This window comes from Levilactobacillus zymae (genome assembly GCF_032190635.1).
Classification (GTDB): Bacteria; Bacillota; Bacilli; order Lactobacillales; family Lactobacillaceae; genus Levilactobacillus; species Levilactobacillus zymae_A.
In genome coordinates, this window is sequence record NZ_JAVLAS010000001.1 from 1,938,487 (window position 1) to 1,960,017 (window position 21,531).

Consider the following 21,531-nt stretch of genomic DNA (forward strand, 5'->3'; position numbering starts at 1 on the left):
CGTTTGTTCGTTTGCATCCCCCCGATACCGAAAAAAAAACGACCCCCCAAGGGAGTCGTTACGTAGCCAACTTATTTAGCGTCGTCTGCTTTGGTGTCATCCGCCTTAGCTGAATCGGCTGGCGCAGCGGCATCGTTCGTGTCGGTCTGAGCATCATCAGCTGGTTTAGCTGCATCGTCTTGATCCTTCACGTCTTCAGCGGCTGGCGCCGTGACTGCTTGTGGAGCTTGCGCCGTGACCTGGGCAATCGCCCGTAAGTCGAAGACTAAGTAAATGCCGTCACAATCCAGGGTCACCGTTTTGTCGGCTTGGTTGATTTCGTCAATCACACCGTGTAAGCGACCAATGGTGATCACGTGGTCACCCTTCTTCAGTTCGCTCATCATGTCCCGGTGTTTCTTTTGTTGCTTTTGTTGTGGCCGTAACATCAAGAAATACATCAACGCCAAGAAGACCACTAAGATGATCAACGTGGAGTATTGGCTGGCCGCAGCAACTACCAAATTACTTAACACATTTGTTCACTCCTTCTGTAACTTACTCTAATGAACAACTTTACCAGACTCCAGGGAATCCGTCCAATTATTTCTAGAAGTTCTTGGGATGTTCGGCATTGTAGCCGTACTTTTCAAAAACTTCTGCTCGCAAATCTAACAAATTATCATCCAGAATTGCTTGCCGAACCCGCTTCATCAGGTGGTGTAAGAAGTACAGATTATGATAGCTAGTCAAGCGACGGCCAAAGTCTTCGTCCGCTTTAAACAGGTGCCGAAGGTAGGCCCGCGTGTAGTGCCGACAGGTGTAACAATCACACTCGGGATCGATCGGCCGAAAATCGTGCGCGTAAGCGGCATTTTTAACCACCAACCGACCGTGGCTAGTCATGCAGGTCCCCTTGCGGCCAATGCGCGTCGGTAAGACACAGTCGAACATATCGACGCCACGAATTACCCCGTCAATCAAGGAATCGGCGGTGCCTACGCCCATCAGATACCGGGGTTTGTTGGTCGGCAATAGTGGCGTCGTTAATTCCAAGATCCGGTTCATCTCCGGCTTGGATTCTCCCACCGACAAGCCCCCAATCGAGTAACCCGGAAAGTCCAAGCTCACCAAGTCGTGGGCCGATTGCCGCCGCAAGTCTTCGTAACCGGCCCCCTGAACGATCCCAAATAAGCCTTGATAATCGGGATGGGCGTGGGCCTTAAGTCCCCGTTCCGCCCAGCGCGACGTGCGTTCCACGGAGCGTTTAACGTAGTCGTAGCTTTCAAAAAACGGCGGGCATTCGTCGAGACTCATCATAATATCCGGCCCCAGTTTATTTTGAATGTTAATGGCCTTTTCGGGCGACAAGAAGAGCCTATCGCCATTGATTTCGTTACGGAAATGCACGCCTTCTTCGGTTAGCTTTCGGTGCTTGGCTAACGAAAAGACCTGAAAGCCACCGGAATCGGTGAGAATGCCCTTGGGCCAGTTCATGAACTGGTGTAACCCTCCTGCTTCTTCGACCAGGTCAGGACCCGGTTGGAGCCAAAGGTGGTAAGTGTTGGCTAAAACCACCTGAGAGCCCATCTCCTCGAGCTCTTCGGGACTGATGGCCCCCTTCATTGCCGCCTGAGTGCCCACCGGCATAAACATCGGCGTTTGGAAAGTCCCGTGGGGGGTAATGACCTCTCCTAACCGGGCGCCCGTGTGCTTTTCGGTTTTAATCAAATGATACTTAATCGCGGGTTCCATAACTTCCTCCAATTACTTGATAAACATGGCATCGCCAAAGCTAAAGAAGCGGTACTTCTCATTAATGGCGTGTTGGTAAGCGTTTAAGATGCGCTCCCGCCCGGTAAAAGCGGCAACCAACATCACCAACGTGGACTTGGGTAAGTGGAAGTTAGTGATAAACGCATCAACCACCTGCCACTGATACCCTGGTTTGATAAAAATATCGGTCCAGCCGGAATCGGCCTGTAGCTGACCGTGAAACTTGGTCCCGATGGTTTCCAACGTGCGAATCGACGTGGTTCCAGTCGCCACGATCCGGCCACCGTGGGCCCGGACGTCGTTTAACGTCTGAGCAGCTTGCGCATCGAGACGGTAGAATTCACTGTGCATCTTATGGTCCTCGATGTTACGCTCTTCCACGGGCCGAAACGTTCCTAACCCCACGTGCAGCGTTAGGTAAACCAGCTTTACGCCCTTGGCGGCTACCTTATCGAGCAGCTCTTGCGTCCAATGCAGGCCGGCCGTGGGTGCGGCGGCCGACCCATTTTCCTTGGCATAAATCGTCTGGTAGCGGTCCGGATCGTCGAGCTTAGCCTTAATGTAGGGTGGTAACGGTGTTTCCCCCAAGCGTTCCAGGATTTCCATAAAAATTCCGTCGTAGTGAAATTCAATCAAGCGAATCCCGTCTTCGCGCTCTTCGGTAATCGTCGCCGTGAGTTGCCCATCGCCAAAGCTGACCGTGGTGCCTACCCGCAGTCGCTTAGCGGGCTTCATCAGCGTTTCCCACACGTCACCTTCGACGTTGTGTAAGAGGAGCACTTCTACGTGGCCCCCAGTCTCGGGTTTCACGCCGTACAACCGGGCGGGCATCACACGCGAATTGTTCATCACGACGGCATCCCCGGGATGCAGTTCATCTAAAATATCGTAAAAATGCTTATCGGCCAACTCACCGGTCTGGTGGTCAAGCACCAGTAAGCGGGACGTGTCCCGTTGCTTAATCGGCGTCTGAGCAATTAACTCGGGTGGTAACTCATAGTCAAAATCCTCTAAGGTGTAAGCCATGGCTTTCGCTCCTTTTAAAATGACTTAATCGTCAGTTGGTAACGACCGACCTAAGTGACGATAACCGGCCTCGGTGACGACGCGCCCCTTGGCCGTGCGCTTCAGAAATCCGCGTTGTAACAGATAGGGTTCGTACATGGCCGCCACCGTTTCGGTTTCTTCACCGATGTTGGCCGCCAGGGTGTTGAGCCCCACCGGACCGCCGTTATAGTAGTCGATCATGGTCGTCAGCAGCTTGATATCCGTCGAGTCTAAGCCCGCGGAATCCACCCGTAACAGGGTCAACGCGTGCTCCACGATTTCCGGATCAATGGTATCGTGATCCGGAGAAACCTCCGCAAAGTCACGAACCCGCTTCAATAACCGGTTGGCGATTCGCGGCGTTCCGCGAGAACGCAGTGCGATGGCGTGCGCACCGGCCGGGGCGATCGGTGTCTGGAAGATGTCGGCCGATCGCAGGACAATCTCTTCCAGGTCGTCGGCGTTGTAGTAGGCCATGTGTTCGACAATGCCGAACCGATCCCGTAACGGTGCCGATAACAGTCCCGCCCGGGTTGTGGCCCCAATCAACGTAAATGGCGGCAACGGGAAGTGCACCGGATGAGCGGTCGGCCCTTGGCCCACCACGATATCGATGTAGAAGTCTTCCATTGCCGAGTACAGCATTTCCTCGACCACCTTGGGTAGCCGATGAATCTCGTCGATAAACAAAATGTCTCCGGGTTGTAGCTCGTTTAATAACGCCACCAGGTCCCCCGGCTTTTCAATGGCCGGGCCACTGGTGGTCCGAATCTGGACCCCCATTTCGTTGGCAATCACCCACGCCAGGGTGGTCTTCCCTAAGCCAGGCGGGCCATAGAGCAACACGTGATCCAGGGACTCTTCCCGTTGCTTCGCCGCTTGGATGTAGACGTTTAATTCGTGTTTGATCGGTGCTTGCCCGATGTATTGCCCCAGTGTTTGGGGTCGTAAGGATTTCTCCACGGAATCTTCTCTGGCGTCCTCCGGTTCTGGTGACACTATCCGGTCGTCGTCTGCCATGACCGACCCCTCCTTTCTGACCTTACTTGGTCAATAAACGTAAACCTTCACTGAGATAATCGTTGGTATCGTGCCCCGCAAACTGCCGCAACTTGGGGGTCACCTTCTTGATGGCCGTTTCACGGTACCCTAACGCCAGTAACGCGGCTAAGGCGTCGTCGAGTTGAGCGTTGCCCTCACCGGTTGTGACGGTCTCCGGTTCGAAGAGCTCCGGCGTAGCGGCCGGGGCCAAGTCATCGAGCTTGCCTTGCAGATCCAAGACCAGCTGGCCGGCCGTCTTCTTCCCCACCCCGGGAAACTTGGTCAAGAAACTGACGTCGTTGGTCTTGATGGCCAGCATCAACCCTTGATGATCCGGATTAGCAAGAATTGCCAGGGCACTCTTCGGTCCAATCCCGCTGACCGCAATTAATTTCAAGAAGAGCTGTTTCTCCGCGTAGTCACTAAACCCGTAAAGGGTCTGGGCCGAATCGCTAACAGCCTGATAAACGTAAATGGTCACTTGGTCATCGACCGTGTAGCGGTAAGGGTTGGCCGTGTTGACCAGGTAGCCGACGCCTTGAACGTCCACCACGATATGGTCGGGCGTCACCGCCGCCACGGTTCCCCGCAGGTATTCATACATGCCAGTTTCGCTCCTTTAAGAAAACGTATGTTTGCATTTAAATTGTACCATAACTCTAGAAAAAATTAAGAGGGACTACTCGCCCCAGTCATCTCCGCTGTGGTGCGGATCTTGGATGCGTTTGAACAGACGTTCCAGGTCCTGGTCGGTTAGGTGGACCAACACGGGCCGACCGTGCGGGCAATTAAACGGGTTTTCGGCCGTGGCCAGCTTGACCAGTAAGGCCCGGGCCTGCTGATCGTCTAAGTGGTGGTTGGCCTTGATGGCGCGTTTACAGCTCATCATGATGGCCGTCTTCTCCCGAAAGGCCGCCACGGTTAATTTACCGTCACGTAAGACCCAGTCGATCATTTCCTTGATGGTGTCGGTCTCCTGCCCCGCCTTAAACCAGGTCGGATGTTCGTGAACGATAAAGCTGTTCGGACCAAACGATTCGAGGTTAACTCCCACGCTGGCTAAGGTGTCTAGGTGGTCGTTTAAGGCCAAAACGTCGGTAGTGGGGTAATCCAGCACGATGGGCACTAACAGCTTCTGTTCGTCGTCGCTGACCTCCCCAATCGCCTGCCGGTAGAACTCGTAGTTCACCCGTTCTTGCGCGGCGTGTTGGTCGATCAGATACAACCCATCGTCGGCCTCGGCCAACAGGTAGGTGCCGTGGACCTGTCCCAGATAACGCAACTGCGGAAAGCGTGGGGTCGCCGAAGTTGATGCGGCCGTGCTCTTCGTCGGAGCAGTCGGCGCCTGATCCGGCGCGCCCAACGCCCAGACCTTCCCCTCGTGTTGGTACTTGGCGTCAAATTGCTGCACCAGCGGTAAGCTTAGTTCCGCCTTCTTCTGCACCATCACGGGTTCCACCGGGCTGGTCGCCGGGGTACTCAACGGGGCCGGTCCCGCCGCAGTCGGTGCTAATGGCGTCGGTTGTGCGGTTGCGGGGGCCGGCTGAGACCTGGGCGTTGCGGCCGATAGCGGCGCCGACTCGCGGTGTGTCAGAGTCGGTCCCGTGGTCGGCGTGTATTTCTGCGACGCATCGTTTAACGCCATGGTCAGCTGGTCGCTAGCCGCTTCGTGCGCCTTGGTCTGCGGCAACTCGTTGAAGACGTCCGGAATCAAATTCTCCTGGGATAACCGATCGAAGACCGTTTCTTGAATCAACTGGGTCAACTCGGGTTCCTGACTGATCCGAACCTCCTGCTTGGTCGGGTGCACGTTCACGTCGACCAATAGCGGGTCCATGGTGATAGCGAGCACCGCTAGTGGGTAACGCCCAACCATGAGTTTCGACCCGTACCCCGCCACCAAGGCCTTACTGAGCTGGTAGTTGTGGATGTAGCGGCCGTTGAGCAGGATGGAGATGTACTGGCGACTGGCCCGCGTCAATTCGGGTAAGCTGACGTAACCGGTCACCTTAAAATCGGGATTTTCCCCAGCAATTGCCACCATCTTCCGGGCACTCTGCACCCCGTAGATACCGGCGATCACCTGTTGGAGATCGCCGCGCCCACTGGTCCGGGTCAGCTCCCGGCCGTTGTGCACCAGTGAAAACGCGATGTTGGGATAACTCAGCGCGATGCGGTTAACGATATCGGTGATCTTCGACAGTTCGGTAGTCGGCGACTTCAGGTATTTCAACCGCGCCGGCACGTTGCCGAACAGGTCGGTGACCGTGATGTCGGTCCCCTTCCGCGCCGCCGCGGGTTCGTGGGCGACGATGTGGCCGCCCACGTTGTGGATTAGGGTCCCCACGCCGCCGGTCGAGGTGGTCAGCGTCACGTCCGCCACGGAAGCGATACTGGGTAACGCTTCGCCTCGAAAGCCCAGAGACTGGATCTTAAACAGGTCGCGCCGGTCGGTGATTTTGCTGGTCGCGTGCCGCTTGAACGCCATTTCGGTGTCGTCATCGGCGATCCCGTCGCCGTCGTCGACCACCGAGATGCGTTTGAGACCGGCCTCTTCGACCGTGATGTCAATCTGGGTACTGTGGGCGTCAATGGCGTTTTCCACTAATTCCTTGACCACGGAGGCGGGGCGTTCCACCACTTCACCCGCCGCAATCTGATCGGCTAACACCGAGGCTAATTCATGAATTTTCGCCATTGTGACCCTTCCTTTCGTGTCGTTAAACTTTATTTATTGAGCTTCTGTTGCCACTGATAAACCTGGTTCATAATGGCCATCGGCGTCATCCCCATCAGGTTCAGGTCCTTCAATTGGTCCAAGACCTTGGCCTGCGTGGGGTTGAGTTCCGGTTCGTCCGTAAATAGCGACAACTGTTGGTCGGCCCCGGCGGTTGGAGCAGCCGGTTCAGGAGCGGTGGCCACTGGTTCTGGCGCCGCCGAACTCGAGACGGCCGGCGGCTTTACCGGCGATGTTGCCGGGGCAATGGCCGCAGTCTCCTGTCCCGTAATCACAGCTTTGGTCACGGTCGGCGCCGCGGCCGCCTGTTGTTCGAGCTCTTGTAAGATCACGTCAGCGCGGTGCAGGAGCGAATCCGGCATCCCCGCCAACTTGGCCACGTGGATCCCGTAGGACTTGTCGGCCGGGCCGGGCTGTACTTGGTGCAAGAAGACCAGGTCGCCATCTTGTTCCACGGCCCCCACGTGCACGTTTTTCAATTGCGGGAGGACCGTGTCCAGCGCCGTTAGTTCGTGGTAGTGGGTCGAAAACAGGGTCTTGGCGTGGACCTTATTGTGGACGTATTCCACGATGGCCTGGGCTAACGCCATCCCATCGTAGGTCGCCGTTCCCCGCCCAATCTCGTCGAACAGGATCAGACTATTGGCCGTGGCCTGGCTTAACGCTCGGTTGGCTTCCTGCATTTCGACCATGAAGGTACTCTGGCCCGAAATCAGGTCGTCGGCCGCCCCGATGCGCGTAAAGATTTGGTCAAAAATCGGCATTTGCGCCTTTTCGGCGGGCACGAAACACCCCATTTGCGCGATGATCACGGTCAAGGCCAGCTGCCGCATGTAGGTACTCTTCCCGGACATGTTGGGCCCGGTAATCAGTAAAATATTGGTATCGTCGGGCATGGTCACGTCGTTGGGCACGTAGGATTGACGGCCCAGTACCTTTTCGACCACGGGATGCCGGCCCTGCTGGATATCCAAAACGTGGTCCGGCGTAAAGGTCGGCTTCACGAAGTGGTAGTCTTCGCTGACCACCGCAAAACTTTGGAGCACGTCTAAGCTGGCAATCGCGGCGGCCAGCGTTTGTAGCCGGGTGATCGCCTGCTTGACCTGTTCGCGCAGGTCCACGAACAGCTGGTATTCTAAGGCAACCGACTTTTCCTCGGCCTCTAAGATCAGGCGTTCCTTGTCCTTGAGTTCCGGCGTGGAGAACCGCTCGGCGTTGGCCAACGTTTGTTTACGTTCGTAACGGTCGGCCGGTAGCTTATTCAGGTTAACCTTGGTGACTTCGATGTAGTAACCGAAAACGTGATTGTATCCGATCTTCAGGTTATTAATGCCCGTGACCTCGCGTTCGTGGGCCTCCATCTCGGCCAGCCACTTCTTACCGTTCCGCATGGCGTCGCGGTAGGTGTCGAGCTGGTCATTATACCCGTCGCGAATCACCCCACCGTCGGTCACCGACAGTGGCGGTTCCGGCACGATGGCCGCACGAATCGCCGCGGCCACGTCACTGACCGGGTCGAGTTGGTCGAGCATCGGGTCAAAGACGGCTTCGTCGAGTTCTTCTAGGGTGTGTTTGATTTGAGGAACCTGTTCCAGCGACGTTTGCAGTTGGATCAGGTCGCGACCGTTGACGCTACCGAAGGCCACCCGCCCGGCTAACCGTTCCAGGTCATAGACCTTGACCAGTTCGTCTTGGAGGCTGTTACGTTCGAAATAGTGGTCGAGTAACGCCCCGACCTTGGCTTGACGGTCTTCGATCTGGGCCCGGTCGATCAGAGGACGGTCCAACCATTGCTTGAGCAGCCGGCCGCCCATCGCGGTCTTGGTCTCGTCTAATAACCACAACAACGTCCCGGACTTTTTCTTGGTCCGCAAGTTCTGGGTCAGTTCCAGATTGACCTGCGACGAGTGGTCGAACTTTAAAAACGCCGTCGGGCGGTAAGCCACGGCCCGTTGCAGGTGCGCGAGGCTGCGCTTTTGCGTCACGGTCACGTAGGTCACCAGCAAGCCCACAACCTGGATGAGCCGCGGGTCGGTCAGGTCCTGTTCCACGTAGCTGACTTCCGAACTCGGTTGCACGGCCAACTGTTGGGAGACCAACAGGCCCAGCTTTTTCAGCCGCTCCGTGAGGTCGGTCGGGATGCTGGCGTCCACCACGACTTCCTTGGTCTGCAGGCTCATGAGTTCGTTCATCACCGTGGTCAGATTGTCGATGGCGGCCACTTTCAGTTCCCCGGTCGACAGGTCGGTGTAGGCCAACCCGTAATGGTCGGGCTGGGGCATGATCAGCGCCGTTAAATAGTTGTTGCGCTTGGCGCCGGCCGCCCCGGTATCGGTCTGGGTTCCGGGGGTGACCAGTTGAATAACCTCGCGCTTGACCATCCCCTTGGCCAGCTTCGGGTCCTCCATCTGTTCGCAGATGGCGACCTTATACCCCTGGTCTACCAGGATATCGATGTAGTTTTGCACGGCCTTGTGCGGCACCCCGCACATGGGGATCGGATTCTTCGCGCTATGGCTCCGGGTGGTCAGAGTCAGTTCCAGGAGTTGGGAGCCCTTGACGGCGTCCTCGTTAAACATTTCGTAAAAGTCTCCCAGCCGGTAAAACAGAAAGGCGTCGGGATATTGATCCTTGATTTTCTGGTACTGGGCCATCATTGGCGTTTGTTTTGGTGTACTACTCATGAAAAATGTGTCATCCTTCCATTTTTAGCGCTTAACCTTGATACGGGTGTTGGGGGCCGATTAGAATCTCGTGAATGGCGGTCGCGTGGCCCGTTTTATCGTTAAGGTCGATCACACAACCGGAGAGGAGCCCGGGCCCCTGTTCTTGGACCGTATACCGCGCCGGGCGCTGGTTTTCGAATTTAGTAATGACGCTATCGGCCTGCATGCCTAAGATGCTATCGGCCGGACCAGTCATCCCCACCTCGGTCAGAAAGGCCGTCTGGTGGTCCAAGACCTGGGCGTCACTAGTCTGCACGTGGGTGTGGGTGCCAACCACCGCCGACACGTCGCCGGTAAAGCGCATGGCAAAGGCCCGCTTTTCGCTGGTGACCTCGCCGTGAAAATCGACGAAGACAAACGGCGTGTCGAGGTCATCCACCAGCTCCGCCATCATGGCGAACGGGTCATCGACCAGCTGGTTCATGAAGACCCGGCCCTGTAAGTTGACCACGGCGAGCGTCTGTTGGTTGACCTTGATCTTGGTCCACCCTTGACCGGGCGTTGGTCCCGGAAAGTTAGCGGGTCGGACCAAGCGGTTGGCGTCATCGATGAAGTCGAACAGTTCGGCGTTATCCCAGGTGTGGTTCCCCATGGTGACCACGTCGGCCCCGTCCTTTAAAAGTTGTTTATAAATCTTGTAGCTAATCCCCCGACCGACCGCAGTTGAATTTTCACCGTTAACGATGGTGACCTGCGGCTTCAAATCCCGCTTGAGTTGTGGTAAATACTCGTGAATCATGGCCTGGCCAACGTTTCCAACCACGTCACCAACAAACAAAATACGCATCTTTGTACCCCTATCTTGACGGGCCACTCTAGCGGCGACCCCCGTCGTTATAAATATTGTCTATTTTACCATGCTTTTTTCGTCCATGACGTAAAAAAGCTAGGACCAATTGGCCTAGCTTCTCTGACTTATTTTGCATATTCAACTGACCGTACTTCCCGAATCACGGAAACCTTGACGTGACCTGGATAATCCAAGTCACCCTCAATTTGTTTCTTGATGTCGCGGGCCAAGACCACGGCATCCGTATCGGAAATTTTCTCCGGCCGCACAATCACGCGAACTTCCCGGCCCGCTTGGATGGCAAAACTATGATCGACGCCATCAAACTGGTTGGCAATCGTTTCTAGCTTGTCTAAGCGGTGAATGTAACTTTCCAGGGAATCCGACCGTGCGCCTGGTCGGGTCGCGGAAATCGTATCCGCGGTACTGACCAGTTCCGCAATCACGGATTGCGGCGCCGTCTGGTCTGCTTGAGCGGCGATGGCGTTCACCACGGTCGAACTTTCCCGGTACTTCTTCGCCAGGTCCGTTCCAAGCGTGATGTACGAACTGTCATCCTCGTGCTCTGCAGCGCGGCCAATATCATGTAGTAATCCTGCACGTTTTGCTAACGTAACATCCTCACCGAGTTCGGCGGCTAAGACCCCAGTGATCTTCGCCACTTCAATGGAATGGGCTAACGCATTTTGCCCATGAGAAATTCGGAAATTCAACCGCCCGACCAGCTTAATCAGCTCGGGGTGCATGGAATGAATTCCCAAATCAAAGGTCGCCTGTTCTCCAAGTTCGCGGACGTGTTCGCCCAGCTCCTTCTTCGCCTTAGCCACCATTTCTTCAATCCGCGCCGGATGAATCCGACCGTCTTGAATTAACTTCTCTAGCGCGATCTTCGCGACTTCACGTCGTAACGGATCAAACCCACTCAAGACGACCGCTTCCGGTGTATCATCGATAATTAAATCGATACCGGTCAACGTTTCTAGGGTCCGAATATTCCGGCCTTCCCGACCAATAATTCGTCCCTTCATATCGTCGTTCGGGAGCGTCACCACGGTAATCGTCGTTTCGGTCACCATGTCGGCGGCACTCCGTTGAATGGCCGACACAATCAGGTCCTTAGCGTTGGCCTGGGCCGTCTTGCGCGCAGTTTCTTCGCTTTCCTTAATCATTTTTGCCCGTTCCCCGGCCAAAGCCGTTTTGGCTTCGGAAATAATCAGGTCTCGTGCATCTTCCTGGGAGAGAGCAACGACGGATTCAACCGCCGTTTGCCGTTTTTCAATCAGTGAGTCTGCTTGTTGTTGCTTTTTAGTCAAATTCTGCTCTTCAGCGCTTAACTTTTTATCCCGTCGATTCAAGGCGTTCTCACGCTTCTCCAACGAGTTGTCTTTGCGATCCAGCGTTTCTTCCCGCTGAATCAACCGATCCTCTTGCTTCTGAACTTCGGCTCGGCGTTGCTTGAGCTCCTGTTCAACTTCCGCACGATACTGATGACTGTCCTCTTTAGCACTTAATAGCGCTTCTTTGGTAGCCGTCTCGGCCTGCTTGTGAGCCTCTGCCAATACACCCTTGGCCGTGTACTTAGCAGCATCTAACTTACGTTCATGGACGGATTTCCGTAGATAATAACCACCCACGACACCAACAACGATAGCGATGATTGCGAGGATTATGCTTGGAACACTCATGATTCCACCTCCGCATCATCAAAAATGACTAATTAAAAATCAGACTTTTTAAGATGTTTGTATGATAACTGACACAAATTCAATTTTAATAGTTGCCACCAAGCCTGTCAACTAAACTCACCAGAAAGCCGCACGAAGTTCACCGCTAGTTCGCGATTCTACGACTGAATCTCCCGAATCTGACTCATGATCAACCCATGGGGGCAATTTTTCCAATAAAAAAGGCTTGAGCTCACCGGCTCAAACCAATTCTTACGTTATTTATGATGGTTCGGCTGAATCACCGTGGCACCGGAGTTGCCGGGTGTCCCGGGCGTGGTATCCACCTTGGACGCCGGTTTCGTCGCGGCATCCTTAGGCGTTGCCTTGGCATCGGCTTTAGCACCGTCCTTGGACTTATCCGCCTTAGCATCCTTCGGGTCGGCTGTTGACGCGTCCTCATCGGCCACCCCATACGCAGCGCGAACCCGTTGATTGACTTCCGCCATCATGTCCGGGTGATCCGCCAGGTATTGCTTGGCATTCTCCCGGCCTTGGCCGATCCGGTCTTCACCGTACGAGTACCAGGCGCCACTCTTATCAACGATGTCTTTTTCCACCGCCATGTCGAGCAGTTCACCGGTTTGGGAAATCCCGTGACCGTACATGATGTCCACTTCGGCCTTCTTAAACGGCGGCGCAACCTTGTTCTTCACGACCTTGATCCGGGTGCGGTTCCCAATGACGTCCGTGCCGTTCTTGATTTGTTCGGCCCGACGAACTTCCAACCGAATCGTCGAGTAGAACTTCAGAGCCCGGCCACCAGGCGTTACTTCAGGATTTCCGAACATCACGCCGACCTTTTCCCGAATCTGGTTAATAAACAGGGCAATGGTCTTGGTTTTGTTAATGGTCCCCGATAATTTCCGCAAAGCTTGCGACATTAACCGAGCCTGCAACCCCACGTGGGCGTCACCCATTTCGCCTTCGATTTCGGCCCGTGGTACTAAGGCCGCCACAGAATCGACCACCACGATGTCTACGGCACCGGAAGACACCAGGGCATCCGTAATCTGTAGTCCCTGTTCACCGGTATCCGGTTGGGACAGTAGCAGATTATCGATATCGACACCCAGCGCCGTCGCATAGGCAGGGTCCAAGGCGTTTTCGGCATCAATATAGGCTGCCGTGCCGCCTCGCTTTTGCACTTCGGCAACCGCGTGTAAAGCCACCGTGGTTTTCCCAGACGATTCGGGACCATAGATTTCTACGATCCGTCCCCGGGGGTAACCGCCGACTCCTAAGGCTACGTCTAAAGCCAACGAGCCAGATGGGACGGTCAAGATTTGCATCTTGGTATCGTCGCCCATCCGCATGATGGACCCCTTACCGAAGTCCTTTTCGATCTTTTTCAGCGCTTTATCTAACGCCGCTTGTCGTTCGTCAGCCATCCAAATCCTCCTTTAGTTGCTCTTAAATATTCAAGTAATACTATACCGATTTTGTTCCCAGAATGCAAGTGAAAAGAGAACAAAAGTTCCCCTTATTTTTCGGTTGGGAGCGTTCGCCGTAACCAATCCAAGCCACTCAAAACGGACCGCATGCGCACGTCGCTGCGGGTGCCCGCAAAGTGCATTAGCTTCGCCTGGGGGGCTTGTCCCCGTTGGGCTAAGCCTAACCAAACGGTCCCAGCGGGGTGGCCTTCCAAACTATCCGGCCCGGCCGCTCCCGTGAAGCTCAACGCCAGATCGGTATCCAGCAATTGCCGGGCGCGTTCGGCCATTTCCTTGGCCGTGGCCTCACTGACCACGCCCTGGGTGTCGATGATGTGTTGCGGAATCCCGAGTAATTGGTGTTTAGCGCGATTCGCGTAAGTCACGAAGCCGCCGGGAAAGACGGCTGAAACGCCCGGCACACTCCCAATCGTGCTCTGAAATTCACCGGCCGTTAAGCTCTCGGCCCCCGTAATCGTCAGGTGCTGCGCAATCAATTGATGGACCACCACGTTAGCCAAGCTATTGTCGTCGCCGTAGCCGTAGAGGTAGTCGCCGACGCGTTCTTTAATGGTCGCCGTCAGTCGATCTAATAACGCTTCTGCCGAGTCCGCCGCCGTGGTCTGAGCCGTTAACCGCAAGGTCACCTCATTGCGTTTAGCGTACGGGGCAATCGTCGGGTTGGTCTGCCCATCGATCAGGTCGCTTAACTGGGTCACCAGTTGACTCTCCCCGATGCCAAAGAACCGCAGCACACGCGACGTGAGGTATTCGTGCCGTTCGTAGGCGTGCTTTAAGGCCGGTAACGCTTCGTGAATAAACATTGGTTCTAGTTCACTCGGCGGCCCGGGTAATAACATCATATCCGCGCCGTGGGGGTCCTGATAGAAGGCCCCGACCGCCATCCCCGTCAGGTTCTTCAACGGTTGGCTCCCGGCCAAATACAACGCCTGGAGCCGGTTATTGGGCGTTAGTGGCCGGCCCGTCGTGGCAAAATGGGCCTGAATCTTGGTCATGGCCGCCGCATCTTCGACCAGCTTGACCCCTAAGAGCTGAGCAACCGTCTGCTTGGTCAGATCGTCTTTAGTAGGCCCCAGGCCGCCACTGATGACCACCAAATCACTACGAGAACGGGCCTGTTCCACGACGGTGGTCAAGCGATCAGCATTATCGCCCACGAGCGAATGGTAATACACTTCAATCCCCGCACTCGCCAACTCTTGGGCGATAAAGGCCGAGTTCGTATCGACGACCTGCCCCAATAAAATTTCCGTTCCCACTGCAATAATTTCCGCTTGCATGGTCACCCCTCCTCAGCAATCTTAAGTAACTCCGTCAAGCATACCATTATTTTTTCACCGACCGTTAAAAAAGCCTTCTCAAGTCACTCACAACCTGAGAAGGCCCCATTAATACCGGTTATTCTGCCGACGAATCCGCAAAGACTTGCCGATTTTGGACAAAGTAATCGATACCCGAATAAATCGTAAAGAATAGGCAGATATAGAAGAAGATTAACGCCATCGGGACGTGGATGGTCCCAAAACCGACGTTATTCAACAATAACAAAATAATCCCGATCATCTGGGTCGTGGTCTTAATTTTCCCCGGCCAGGCGGCAGCCAGAACCCGGCCCCCAGTTTCCACCACAATCAGGCGCAGGCCCGTAACGGCGAGCTCCCGACAGACGATGATGGCCACGCCCCAAGCCGGCACGGCATTCATCGCGACCAGCAAAATAAATGCCGTCATCACAATCATCTTATCGGCCAACGGATCGGCAAACTTACCAAAGTTGGTGACCAGGTGTTGTCGCCGGGCAATCTGACCGTCCAAAAAGTCGGTAATTGACGCAATCGCAAAGATTAACGCCCCCCAGACCTGAGTGACGGGAATTGGGGTCCCTAACCAGGTGACCGTCCCCCAATTCAGGGGCAACACTAACACCAATAAAAAGATGGGAATCAGGATGATTCGCATGATGGTTAAACGATTGGGTACGTTCAAAACTTCTTCCTCCTTCAAACAACTCACTCACAAAAAAAGCGCGCCGATCGTGACGGACCGACCCGCTTTTTAATGGTTACTTAAATTCCAACGTGACTTCTTGAACCTGCGTGGTATTCGTACTGGAACTACTAGTCGTGGTGGTTCCCGTCGTAGTGCTAGAACTACTGCTAGTGGTCGTACTCGTTGCCGTTGCCGAACCAAAGTCAAACTTCTTGCCGTTCACGGTCACCGTCGTCACGGGCGCGTTCCCAAATCTAAAGGTCACACTCGTCGCGGAACTCGGAATCGTCAAGGTGTGCGACGTGTTAGCCGACAAAGTCCCTTGCCAAGTCGTTGAGCCTCCCACCGTCACAGACATCCAACTGCTACCAGTGGCGGCTAATTTGACCGTCCGTTTGCTGGGGGCGTTCTTCATTTCCCAAGTCGAGCCGGACGTGGTTGCACTTAACTGCTTAAACGTGGCCGTCGTTTTCTTCTTAGACGACGATTTCTTCTTCGCCGACGACGAGCTACTCGACGAACTTGACGAGCTGCTGCCCGAAACGCTCACCGAACTGCTATCCACGTTCTGCTTGGCCGTTGAGTGTCCGCTCTTGGCAGCCGCCACCCAAATCCCAATCAAAACCGCCAGTACCACGACCACGATCCCGGTAATCGGAATCAAGCGCCGTAAGCGTAACGACCGATCGTCCACTTTCCGTTGTTGTGACCGGGTCTCCGGATTATTTTCGTTGACCTTATCGACGTATTCTTGCGTCTGCGTGCTGGGAAGCGCACTATCAAACTGCTTTAACAGTTCGGCCCCATCCAAATCGACCATATCGGCGTATTGCTTGATGAACGCCCGGACGTAAAAATCCCCCGGTAATTCATCAAATTGCTGGTCTTCAATCGCAATCAGGTAGCGCTTTTGAATCTTCGTGGCCTGTTGGAGGTCATCCAGCGTGTAGCCCTTCGCAATCCGCGCGTCCTTTAACGTCTTTCCCAGTGTAATTTTACTGTTCTCACTCATGTTGTAAACTCTCCATCTGATTTCAGTTTTCTCTATTGCAGTATAGCATAGGCACCGCGTCATTTTCAGCGTCAGCGCCCAGAATTCTGGATTTAACGGTTTCTTAAACCTTCCGGCAGGATGGTTGCCACGGTCTGGCGGCCCGCCCCAAAGAAGCTCTGGGCCAGTGGTAAGAGGTCGTCAAACTGGAGAGCCTCCAAAATAGTTAGTTCATCAAATAATGTGGATCCCGCAAATAGCGGACCCGAGTATTGGTTGGCAATGGCTTCGACCGAATTTACGGCCCCAATCAACCGCCCAATGGCTTCACGCTTGACCAATTCAAACTGAGGTTGGGCCGTTCGCAACTGCGCCGGTACATCCGCTAAGATGGCCTGCATTTCCCCAATAAAGAGCTCCGGATTGTCCGTATCACTAGCTAGCTGACCAAAGTGAGCCCCCCGCTGGACTAAGAAATCATACCCAAAACTATCGTCGATCACATTCGCGTTATACAAGCGCAAATAGTTATCGCTGGTGTCATTGAATAATAGGTCAAAAACCAACGAAAGGGACACATCATACCGTAATCCCGCACGGCCCGCGGGAACTGCATCGTACCCCCGGATTCCCAAGCTAACCTTGGGACGCGTTACGGCTAAGTACCGTGTGGTGTGCGCAATCACCTGGTCCGGTGCCGTGACCGGACTGGCAATCCGCTGTAAGGGGCTAGCCGGCGTAAAGGTTTTCTTGGCCTGATTAGCACTAATCCAATCCAACGTCTCGGTTGGATCGAGCTTTCCCACCAACACGAGACTCATATTACTAGGATGGTAGAAGGTCCGATAAGCCGCATAAAGGTCGGCGGCGGTAATCTGATCGATGGACGCAACAGTGCCGGCAATGTCAATACTCAGTGGTTCTTTGGGGTACAGATTTCCGATCATCCCGAAGTAACTCTGCCAACCGGGATCGTCGTCATACATCTGAATTTCTTGACCGATGATTCCCTTTTCTTTAGTGACCGTTGCCGGCGTAAAATACGGTTCCTGCACGAAATCCAGCAGGATATCTAGGTTGGCGTGTAACTGGCTGGTCGTGGCAAAGAGGTAACTGGTCTGCGTAAAACTGGTAAAGGCGTTAGAACTAGCCCCATACTTACCGAATAAATCGAAAGCATCGTGGTCCTCTTTTTCGAAGAGCTTGTGCTCCAGAAAGTGCGCAATGCCATCCGGGAACCGCACGGGCTGCGTTTGTCCCCGGGGAACGAAGTGGTTATCAATGGAGCCGTAATCGGTGGTCATAATGGCAAACGTCTTATGAAATCCCGCCTTAGGGACTAACACAACCTGTAACCCGTTAGCCAAAGTGGTCCGATAGACCGTTTCGCCAAGGCGATCGTAAGCTTGCTGCGTCAACATTAGTGCTCACCTCCGTGTAAACAATACGTGGCCTGCAAGGTGACCTGTTGGGCCACTCGTTGAATGTCGGCCACCGTGACGGCGTTCAGTGCGGCCTGCCAGTCTGTAAGTGACGTGGTGACGTGGGTTAATTGCGCATTCAACCGACCGGCCAATAAGCGTTGCGGGCTATCCAAGACCGTCAGCCGCGCATTCAACAAGCTAGCCTTGATTTCGGCCAACAATTCCGGTTGAACTTCACCGCGCTGTAAAGTCGCTAATTGATCGGCAATAATGGCTAAGACCCGAGTTTGATTCTGCGCTTGGATGCCCGTTTGGACACTGATGGTTCCCGTGTACGAGCTATAACTGCTGCTGGCATAATAGGCCAAGCTAGCCTTTTCCCGCACGTTCGTAAAGAGTAACGATAACGGTGTTCCGCCAAAGACCGCGTTAAAGACCACCGTGGCCATGAAATCCTTGTCATTGCGGTAGACCGGTACCCGGTAAGCCAGGTTCAACTTCGCTTGGGTAACCGGGGCCACGTCGTCCCCCGTTTGAACGGTCGTCTTAGCCGTCCAATGGTAATACGGTAAGGTGTCCGGTACCGTTCGGTCAACTAACGGCCAAGTGGCGAGCGCCGCTTGGGCCCGTTCAACCGTGACATCGCCAATGACGGCAATATGGACGGCGTCGTGTGCCAACATTTCGTGGTACGTCGCCAAGATATCATCCGCCGTCAGTTCTCCTAACGTGGTCACATCACCCAAGGCACTCATGGCCTGGGTGGGTTGCCCGGCAAAGAGCAGTTCTTGAAGTCGGCGGTTGGCCAGATATTGTTTATCGTCGTCTAACGACTTGATGGCCGTCAGTAAGTTCTGCCGTTGCTGGGTGAAAGTCGTTGGGTCGAAATGCCCCTGCGGTAACAACGGTGCAAATAAGACGGCCTTAAGTAGCGCCATCCCCCGTTCAAACAACGGTTGTTGATCCGCATAGCTGGTCAGGTACTGTTCGTCAACCACCGAACAGGTCAGCCGTACAATGTGCTGCGTCCCAGCCTTCAAGACGGTAATGCCAAAGTTAGCCCCGTACATGGCAGACAGTTGTCGTGCCAAGGCCGTCTGGGTGGGATACGCGGCCGTACTAGTTTCTAAGACTTGGGCCAGTAAGGCTCGCGCCGTAATCGCCGTGGCGCGTAAGGGGGTCACAAAATCCACCTTAATCCCAACGGTTTTAAATTGTTTAGTGGGTAACAAGTCCAAGGTTACCCCGTCTTTAATGCGTAAATGCACGCGCAATTGCCTCCTTCGCAAAAAGCCTAACGGTGTTTAATGATAAGGGAAGCCTCCCGTAAATACAAGCAATCTCCCCAATACAAAACCGGGGAGACGCACGGTCTCACCCGGTTTTAAATTACTTTTCGGTATTTTTCAAGAGTGGCGTATCAACGTGACTCCCAAACCATTTTTCGTTGATTTGTTCGAGCGTGCCGTTCTCAGCTAAGCGCTGCAGACCTTGGTTAATCTTTCGGCGCATGGTCACGTCACCCTTTCGTAACCCCACCGCAAACTGTTCCTTGGGAAAACTCCCCTGAATGACCCGGTAGTCTTCGGGATGAGCTTGGTGCTTAACGTAGTAGTTCGCGTAGGTGCTGTCGATCAGTAACCCCTGGATCCGGCCCGAGTTCAGGTCGATAAAGGCGTTGGTAAAGGAATCGTACTGAATCGCACTGTGGTTCTTAATCCGGTTTTTCAAGACCTGCGGGTAGGTATCGATATCATTATATCCGGACGAGCCACTCTGGGCTCCTAAGACCTTACCCGTCATCCCGGCAAACGAGGTGATGTGATCCTTCTTCAAGGTGACCAAGACCTGGTCGTTATTCAGATAAACATCGGAGAAGGCCACCTTTTTGGCCCGTTCCGGCGTGATAGAAAAGCCGTTCCAGATCAAATCAATCGTCCCGTTGTGCAACTCGGTCGCGTTCATCGACCAATCGATGGACTGAAAATCGACCTTGATGTGGTACAGCTTAAACACGGCTCGGGCGAGGTCGATATCGTACCCCACTAGCTTACCGCTTTTTTGCCGAAAGCCCATGGGCACGAAGGTGTCGTCAAGACCGACCACCACGTGACCGCGCTTTTGCAGCTTCGACCAGGTATCTTGGGTGTTGGCGCGCTGGGTCACGTTGCTACACCCCGCTAGGCTCAAGCTCAACCCGATCAGGAGGCCGAGACTTAAGACCAAGCGAATTAATCGTTTCATCTTCATATGGCGTCCTCCTTAGTTTTGCTTGGGTTCCACCCGCAGCATCTGATCGGCGATGTTTTCCGCAAACGGAATATCGTGAGTCACCACGATCTGGGTCATGCCTTCCTGCTTCAAGTTTAAAATAATCTGTTCCACTTCGTGCCGTAAGTCCGGATCCAATGCCGACGTGGGTTCGTCGTAGCACAGCAGTTTAGGGTGCATGGCCAGTGCCCGCACGATGGCCACCCGCTGCTTCTGACCCCCGGATAATTCGTAGGGATAGAGGTCCGCCTTACCATCCAAGTTCAACCGCTTTAACAGGTTACGGGCCTCGGTGGTCACGGTCTGGGCGTCCTTCTTCAACACCATGGTCGGCGCCAAGGTCACGTTTTGTAAGACCGTTAAATTTGGGAACAATTGAAAGTCCTGAAAAACCACCCCAATCACGGCATCGTTGTCCCGGTTAGTGGCGGGATCAAAAGCCTGACCATCGAGCAAAAATTGCCCATCGTCAACCGTGGCCAGGCCACTGATACACCGAAGTAGCGTGGTTTTCCCGGCCCCGGACGGCCCCACGATGGTTAGGATCTGACCATCCTTCACGGTTAAATTCACGTTGTCCAGGATGACCTTGCCATCAAATTTTTTAGAAATATTTTTTAATTCCAGCATATGCTGACCATCCTTTCTCTAACGCCAATAGCTGTAGTGTTTTTCCAACCGCCGCAGAACCAACGTGCAAACCGCCGTTAACAGCAAGTAGATAATGGCCACTAAGACCATCGGTAGCAGCGTGACGTCCCGTGCCATGGCCACGTTGCCCGCTCGTAGCAGGTCGCCGAGACCGATGACGTACACCAATGAAGAATCCTTAACCAGGTTAATGACTTCGTTACCGATCGACGGTAACACGATCTTGACCACTTGCGGGATCACAATTTTACGTAACGTCTGCCAGTTGGTTAACCGCAGCACCCGCGCACTTTCGTATTGACCCACGGGAATGGCTTGAAGGCCGCCCCGGAAGATTTCGGCGAAATAGGCCGTGTAGTTCAGGATAAAGGCGAACAACGCCGCCTCGTAACGGGGAAAGACCACCCCAATAATCGGTAATCCATAAAAAACAAAAATTAATTGCAGTAACAATGGGGTTCCCCGCATCAACCAGACGTAAATGTTAATCACCCAAGTTAAGGGCTTAAACTTGGTAATCATCCCAAGTCCCACCAAGATCCCCAAGGGAATGGAAATGATAATGGTCCAAAAGAATATCGATAACGTCATTCCGGTACCGGAAATCAGTGAGGGTAAAATTTCGCTAACGTAGTGCATGCCTATTCCTCCTTCTCTACTAAAAAACGCCCACTTGGAACTTAATCCAAGAGGACGTTTGACCGCGGTGCCACCTCAATTTTCGACGGGCTCACACCACGCCGACTCAGGGAGTTGCTCGCACTGACGGACCCCCGAATTAAAAAATCGCCCTCCTAGACCCGTAGGCCTAAGAGGACGATCACATCGTGGTTCCACCTCTGTTCGTTGATCTATCACTAAACCAACCTCAGTGAGTTGCAAGCAACTCCAGCGATAACGGGCTAACCCGAATCATCCTACTCAATCTTCA

Annotated in this window: 18 protein-coding genes and 1 other annotated feature (1 of these 19 only partly in view); all 18 genes read right to left on the reverse strand. The window is 54.2% G+C overall.

Annotated elements, in window-relative coordinates; all coding sequences use genetic code 11:
• Positions 1-71 precede the first annotated feature (71 nt).
• The 18 genes from yajC to RI501_RS09260 all read right to left on the reverse strand — a co-directional run bounded on the left by yajC (position 72) and on the right by RI501_RS09260 (position 21,239).
• A complete protein-coding gene (yajC, locus tag RI501_RS09175; RefSeq protein ID WP_313821925.1) occupies positions 72-515 on the reverse strand; it encodes a preprotein translocase subunit YajC in 444 nt (147 codons plus the stop codon).
• Between the two features lie 73 nt (positions 516-588).
• Positions 589-1,734 (reverse strand): tRNA guanosine(34) transglycosylase Tgt, encoded by a 1,146-nt coding sequence (gene tgt, locus RI501_RS09180; protein WP_313821927.1) that lies wholly within the window; start codon positions 1,732-1,734, stop codon positions 589-591.
• 12 nt (positions 1,735-1,746) lie between these two features.
• Positions 1,747-2,781, reverse strand: coding sequence for a tRNA preQ1(34) S-adenosylmethionine ribosyltransferase-isomerase QueA (queA, locus tag RI501_RS09185; RefSeq protein ID WP_313821929.1), 1,035 nt, complete (start codon positions 2,779-2,781; stop codon positions 1,747-1,749).
• A gap of 24 nt (positions 2,782-2,805) precedes the next feature.
• Positions 2,806-3,822, reverse strand: a complete 1,017-nt coding sequence (ruvB, locus tag RI501_RS09190) for a Holliday junction branch migration DNA helicase RuvB (protein WP_313821931.1) — start codon at positions 3,820-3,822, stop codon at positions 2,806-2,808.
• Between the two features lie 22 nt (positions 3,823-3,844).
• The gene (ruvA, locus tag RI501_RS09195; RefSeq protein ID WP_313821933.1) at positions 3,845-4,447 is read right to left on the reverse strand and encodes a Holliday junction branch migration protein RuvA; all 603 of its coding nucleotides are present in this window, start codon (positions 4,445-4,447) and stop codon (positions 3,845-3,847) included.
• Positions 4,448-4,522: 75 nt separating this feature from the next.
• Positions 4,523-6,541, reverse strand: a complete 2,019-nt coding sequence (gene mutL, locus RI501_RS09200) for a DNA mismatch repair endonuclease MutL (RefSeq protein WP_313821936.1) — start codon at positions 6,539-6,541, stop codon at positions 4,523-4,525.
• Between the two features lie 29 nt (positions 6,542-6,570).
• A complete protein-coding gene (mutS, locus tag RI501_RS09205; RefSeq protein ID WP_313821938.1) occupies positions 6,571-9,264 on the reverse strand; it encodes a DNA mismatch repair protein MutS in 2,694 nt (897 codons plus the stop codon).
• 31 nt (positions 9,265-9,295) lie between these two features.
• Positions 9,296-10,093 carry a TIGR00282 family metallophosphoesterase gene (locus RI501_RS09210; RefSeq protein WP_313821940.1) on the reverse strand — a complete coding sequence of 266 codons (798 nt, stop codon included), beginning with the start codon at positions 10,091-10,093 and terminating at the stop codon, positions 9,296-9,298.
• Between the two features lie 128 nt (positions 10,094-10,221).
• Positions 10,222-11,781 (reverse strand): ribonuclease Y, encoded by a 1,560-nt coding sequence (gene rny, locus RI501_RS09215; protein ID WP_313821942.1) that lies wholly within the window; start codon positions 11,779-11,781, stop codon positions 10,222-10,224.
• Positions 11,782-12,038: 257 nt separating this feature from the next.
• Positions 12,039-13,211, reverse strand: coding sequence for a recombinase RecA (recA, locus tag RI501_RS09220; RefSeq protein WP_313821944.1), 1,173 nt, complete (start codon positions 13,209-13,211; stop codon positions 12,039-12,041).
• Positions 13,212-13,303: 92 nt separating this feature from the next.
• A complete protein-coding gene (locus RI501_RS09225; RefSeq protein WP_313821946.1) occupies positions 13,304-14,554 on the reverse strand; it encodes a competence/damage-inducible protein A in 1,251 nt (416 codons plus the stop codon).
• A 118-nt stretch (positions 14,555-14,672) separates the two neighbouring features.
• Positions 14,673-15,260, reverse strand: a complete 588-nt coding sequence (pgsA, locus tag RI501_RS09230) for a CDP-diacylglycerol--glycerol-3-phosphate 3-phosphatidyltransferase (RefSeq protein ID WP_313821948.1) — start codon at positions 15,258-15,260, stop codon at positions 14,673-14,675.
• A 76-nt stretch (positions 15,261-15,336) separates the two neighbouring features.
• Positions 15,337-16,275 carry a helix-turn-helix domain-containing protein gene (locus RI501_RS09235; RefSeq protein ID WP_313821950.1) on the reverse strand — a complete coding sequence of 313 codons (939 nt, stop codon included), beginning with the start codon at positions 16,273-16,275 and terminating at the stop codon, positions 15,337-15,339.
• 92 nt (positions 16,276-16,367) lie between these two features.
• Positions 16,368-17,675 carry an EF-P 5-aminopentanol modification-associated protein YfmH gene (gene yfmH, locus RI501_RS09240; RefSeq protein WP_396442520.1) on the reverse strand — a complete coding sequence of 436 codons (1,308 nt, stop codon included), beginning with the start codon at positions 17,673-17,675 and terminating at the stop codon, positions 16,368-16,370.
• Positions 17,675-18,946: an EF-P 5-aminopentanol modification-associated protein YfmF gene (gene yfmF / locus RI501_RS09245; RefSeq protein ID WP_313821952.1), complete on the reverse strand. Its 1,272-nt coding sequence runs from the start codon at positions 18,944-18,946 to the stop codon at positions 17,675-17,677. The genes yfmH and yfmF overlap by 1 nt, the downstream gene beginning before the upstream one ends.
• A gap of 121 nt (positions 18,947-19,067) precedes the next feature.
• Positions 19,068-19,922 (reverse strand): amino acid ABC transporter substrate-binding protein, encoded by an 855-nt coding sequence (locus RI501_RS09250; protein ID WP_396442537.1) that lies wholly within the window; start codon positions 19,920-19,922, stop codon positions 19,068-19,070.
• Positions 19,923-19,940: 18 nt separating this feature from the next.
• Entirely contained in the window at positions 19,941-20,579 is a 639-nt protein-coding gene (locus RI501_RS09255; protein WP_313821956.1) for an amino acid ABC transporter ATP-binding protein, read from the reverse strand.
• A gap of 18 nt (positions 20,580-20,597) precedes the next feature.
• The gene (locus RI501_RS09260; protein WP_313821958.1) at positions 20,598-21,239 is read right to left on the reverse strand and encodes an amino acid ABC transporter permease; all 642 of its coding nucleotides are present in this window, start codon (positions 21,237-21,239) and stop codon (positions 20,598-20,600) included.
• A gap of 170 nt (positions 21,240-21,409) precedes the next feature.
• Positions 21,410-21,531: a binding site (T-box leader), on the reverse strand (it continues 107 nt past the right edge of the window).

Bases quoted from the DNA above. Each gene is read 5' to 3' on its own strand.
- RI501_RS09235 (WP_313821950.1), bottom strand. From the start codon at position 16,275: ATGAGTGAGAACAGTAAAATTACACTGGGAAAGACGTTAAAGGACGCG.
- RI501_RS09225 (WP_313821946.1), bottom strand. From the start codon at position 14,554: ATGCAAGCGGAAATTATTGCAGTGGGAACGGAAATTTTATTGGGGCAG.
- recA (WP_313821944.1), bottom strand. From the start codon at position 13,211: ATGGCTGACGAACGACAAGCGGCGTTAGATAAAGCGCTGAAAAAGATC.
- RI501_RS09210 (WP_313821940.1), bottom strand. From the start codon at position 10,093: ATGCGTATTTTGTTTGTTGGTGACGTGGTTGGAAACGTTGGCCAGGCC.
- tgt (WP_313821927.1), bottom strand. From the start codon at position 1,734: ATGGAACCCGCGATTAAGTATCATTTGATTAAAACCGAAAAGCACACG.
- ruvA (WP_313821933.1), bottom strand. From the start codon at position 4,447: ATGTATGAATACCTGCGGGGAACCGTGGCGGCGGTGACGCCCGACCAT.
- mutS (WP_313821938.1), bottom strand. From the start codon at position 9,264: ATGAGTAGTACACCAAAACAAACGCCAATGATGGCCCAGTACCAGAAA.
- queA (WP_313821929.1), bottom strand. From the start codon at position 2,781: ATGGCTTACACCTTAGAGGATTTTGACTATGAGTTACCACCCGAGTTA.
- rny (WP_313821942.1), bottom strand. From the start codon at position 11,781: ATGAGTGTTCCAAGCATAATCCTCGCAATCATCGCTATCGTTGTTGGT.
- RI501_RS09260 (WP_313821958.1), bottom strand. From the start codon at position 21,239: ATGCACTACGTTAGCGAAATTTTACCCTCACTGATTTCCGGTACCGGA.
- RI501_RS09250 (WP_396442537.1), bottom strand. From the start codon at position 19,922: ATGAAACGATTAATTCGCTTGGTCTTAAGTCTCGGCCTCCTGATCGGG.
- RI501_RS09255 (WP_313821956.1), bottom strand. From the start codon at position 20,579: ATGCTGGAATTAAAAAATATTTCTAAAAAATTTGATGGCAAGGTCATC.
- yfmH (WP_396442520.1), bottom strand. From the start codon at position 17,675: ATGTTGACGCAGCAAGCTTACGATCGCCTTGGCGAAACGGTCTATCGG.
- mutL (WP_313821936.1), bottom strand. From the start codon at position 6,541: ATGGCGAAAATTCATGAATTAGCCTCGGTGTTAGCCGATCAGATTGCG.
- ruvB (WP_313821931.1), bottom strand. From the start codon at position 3,822: ATGGCAGACGACGACCGGATAGTGTCACCAGAACCGGAGGACGCCAGA.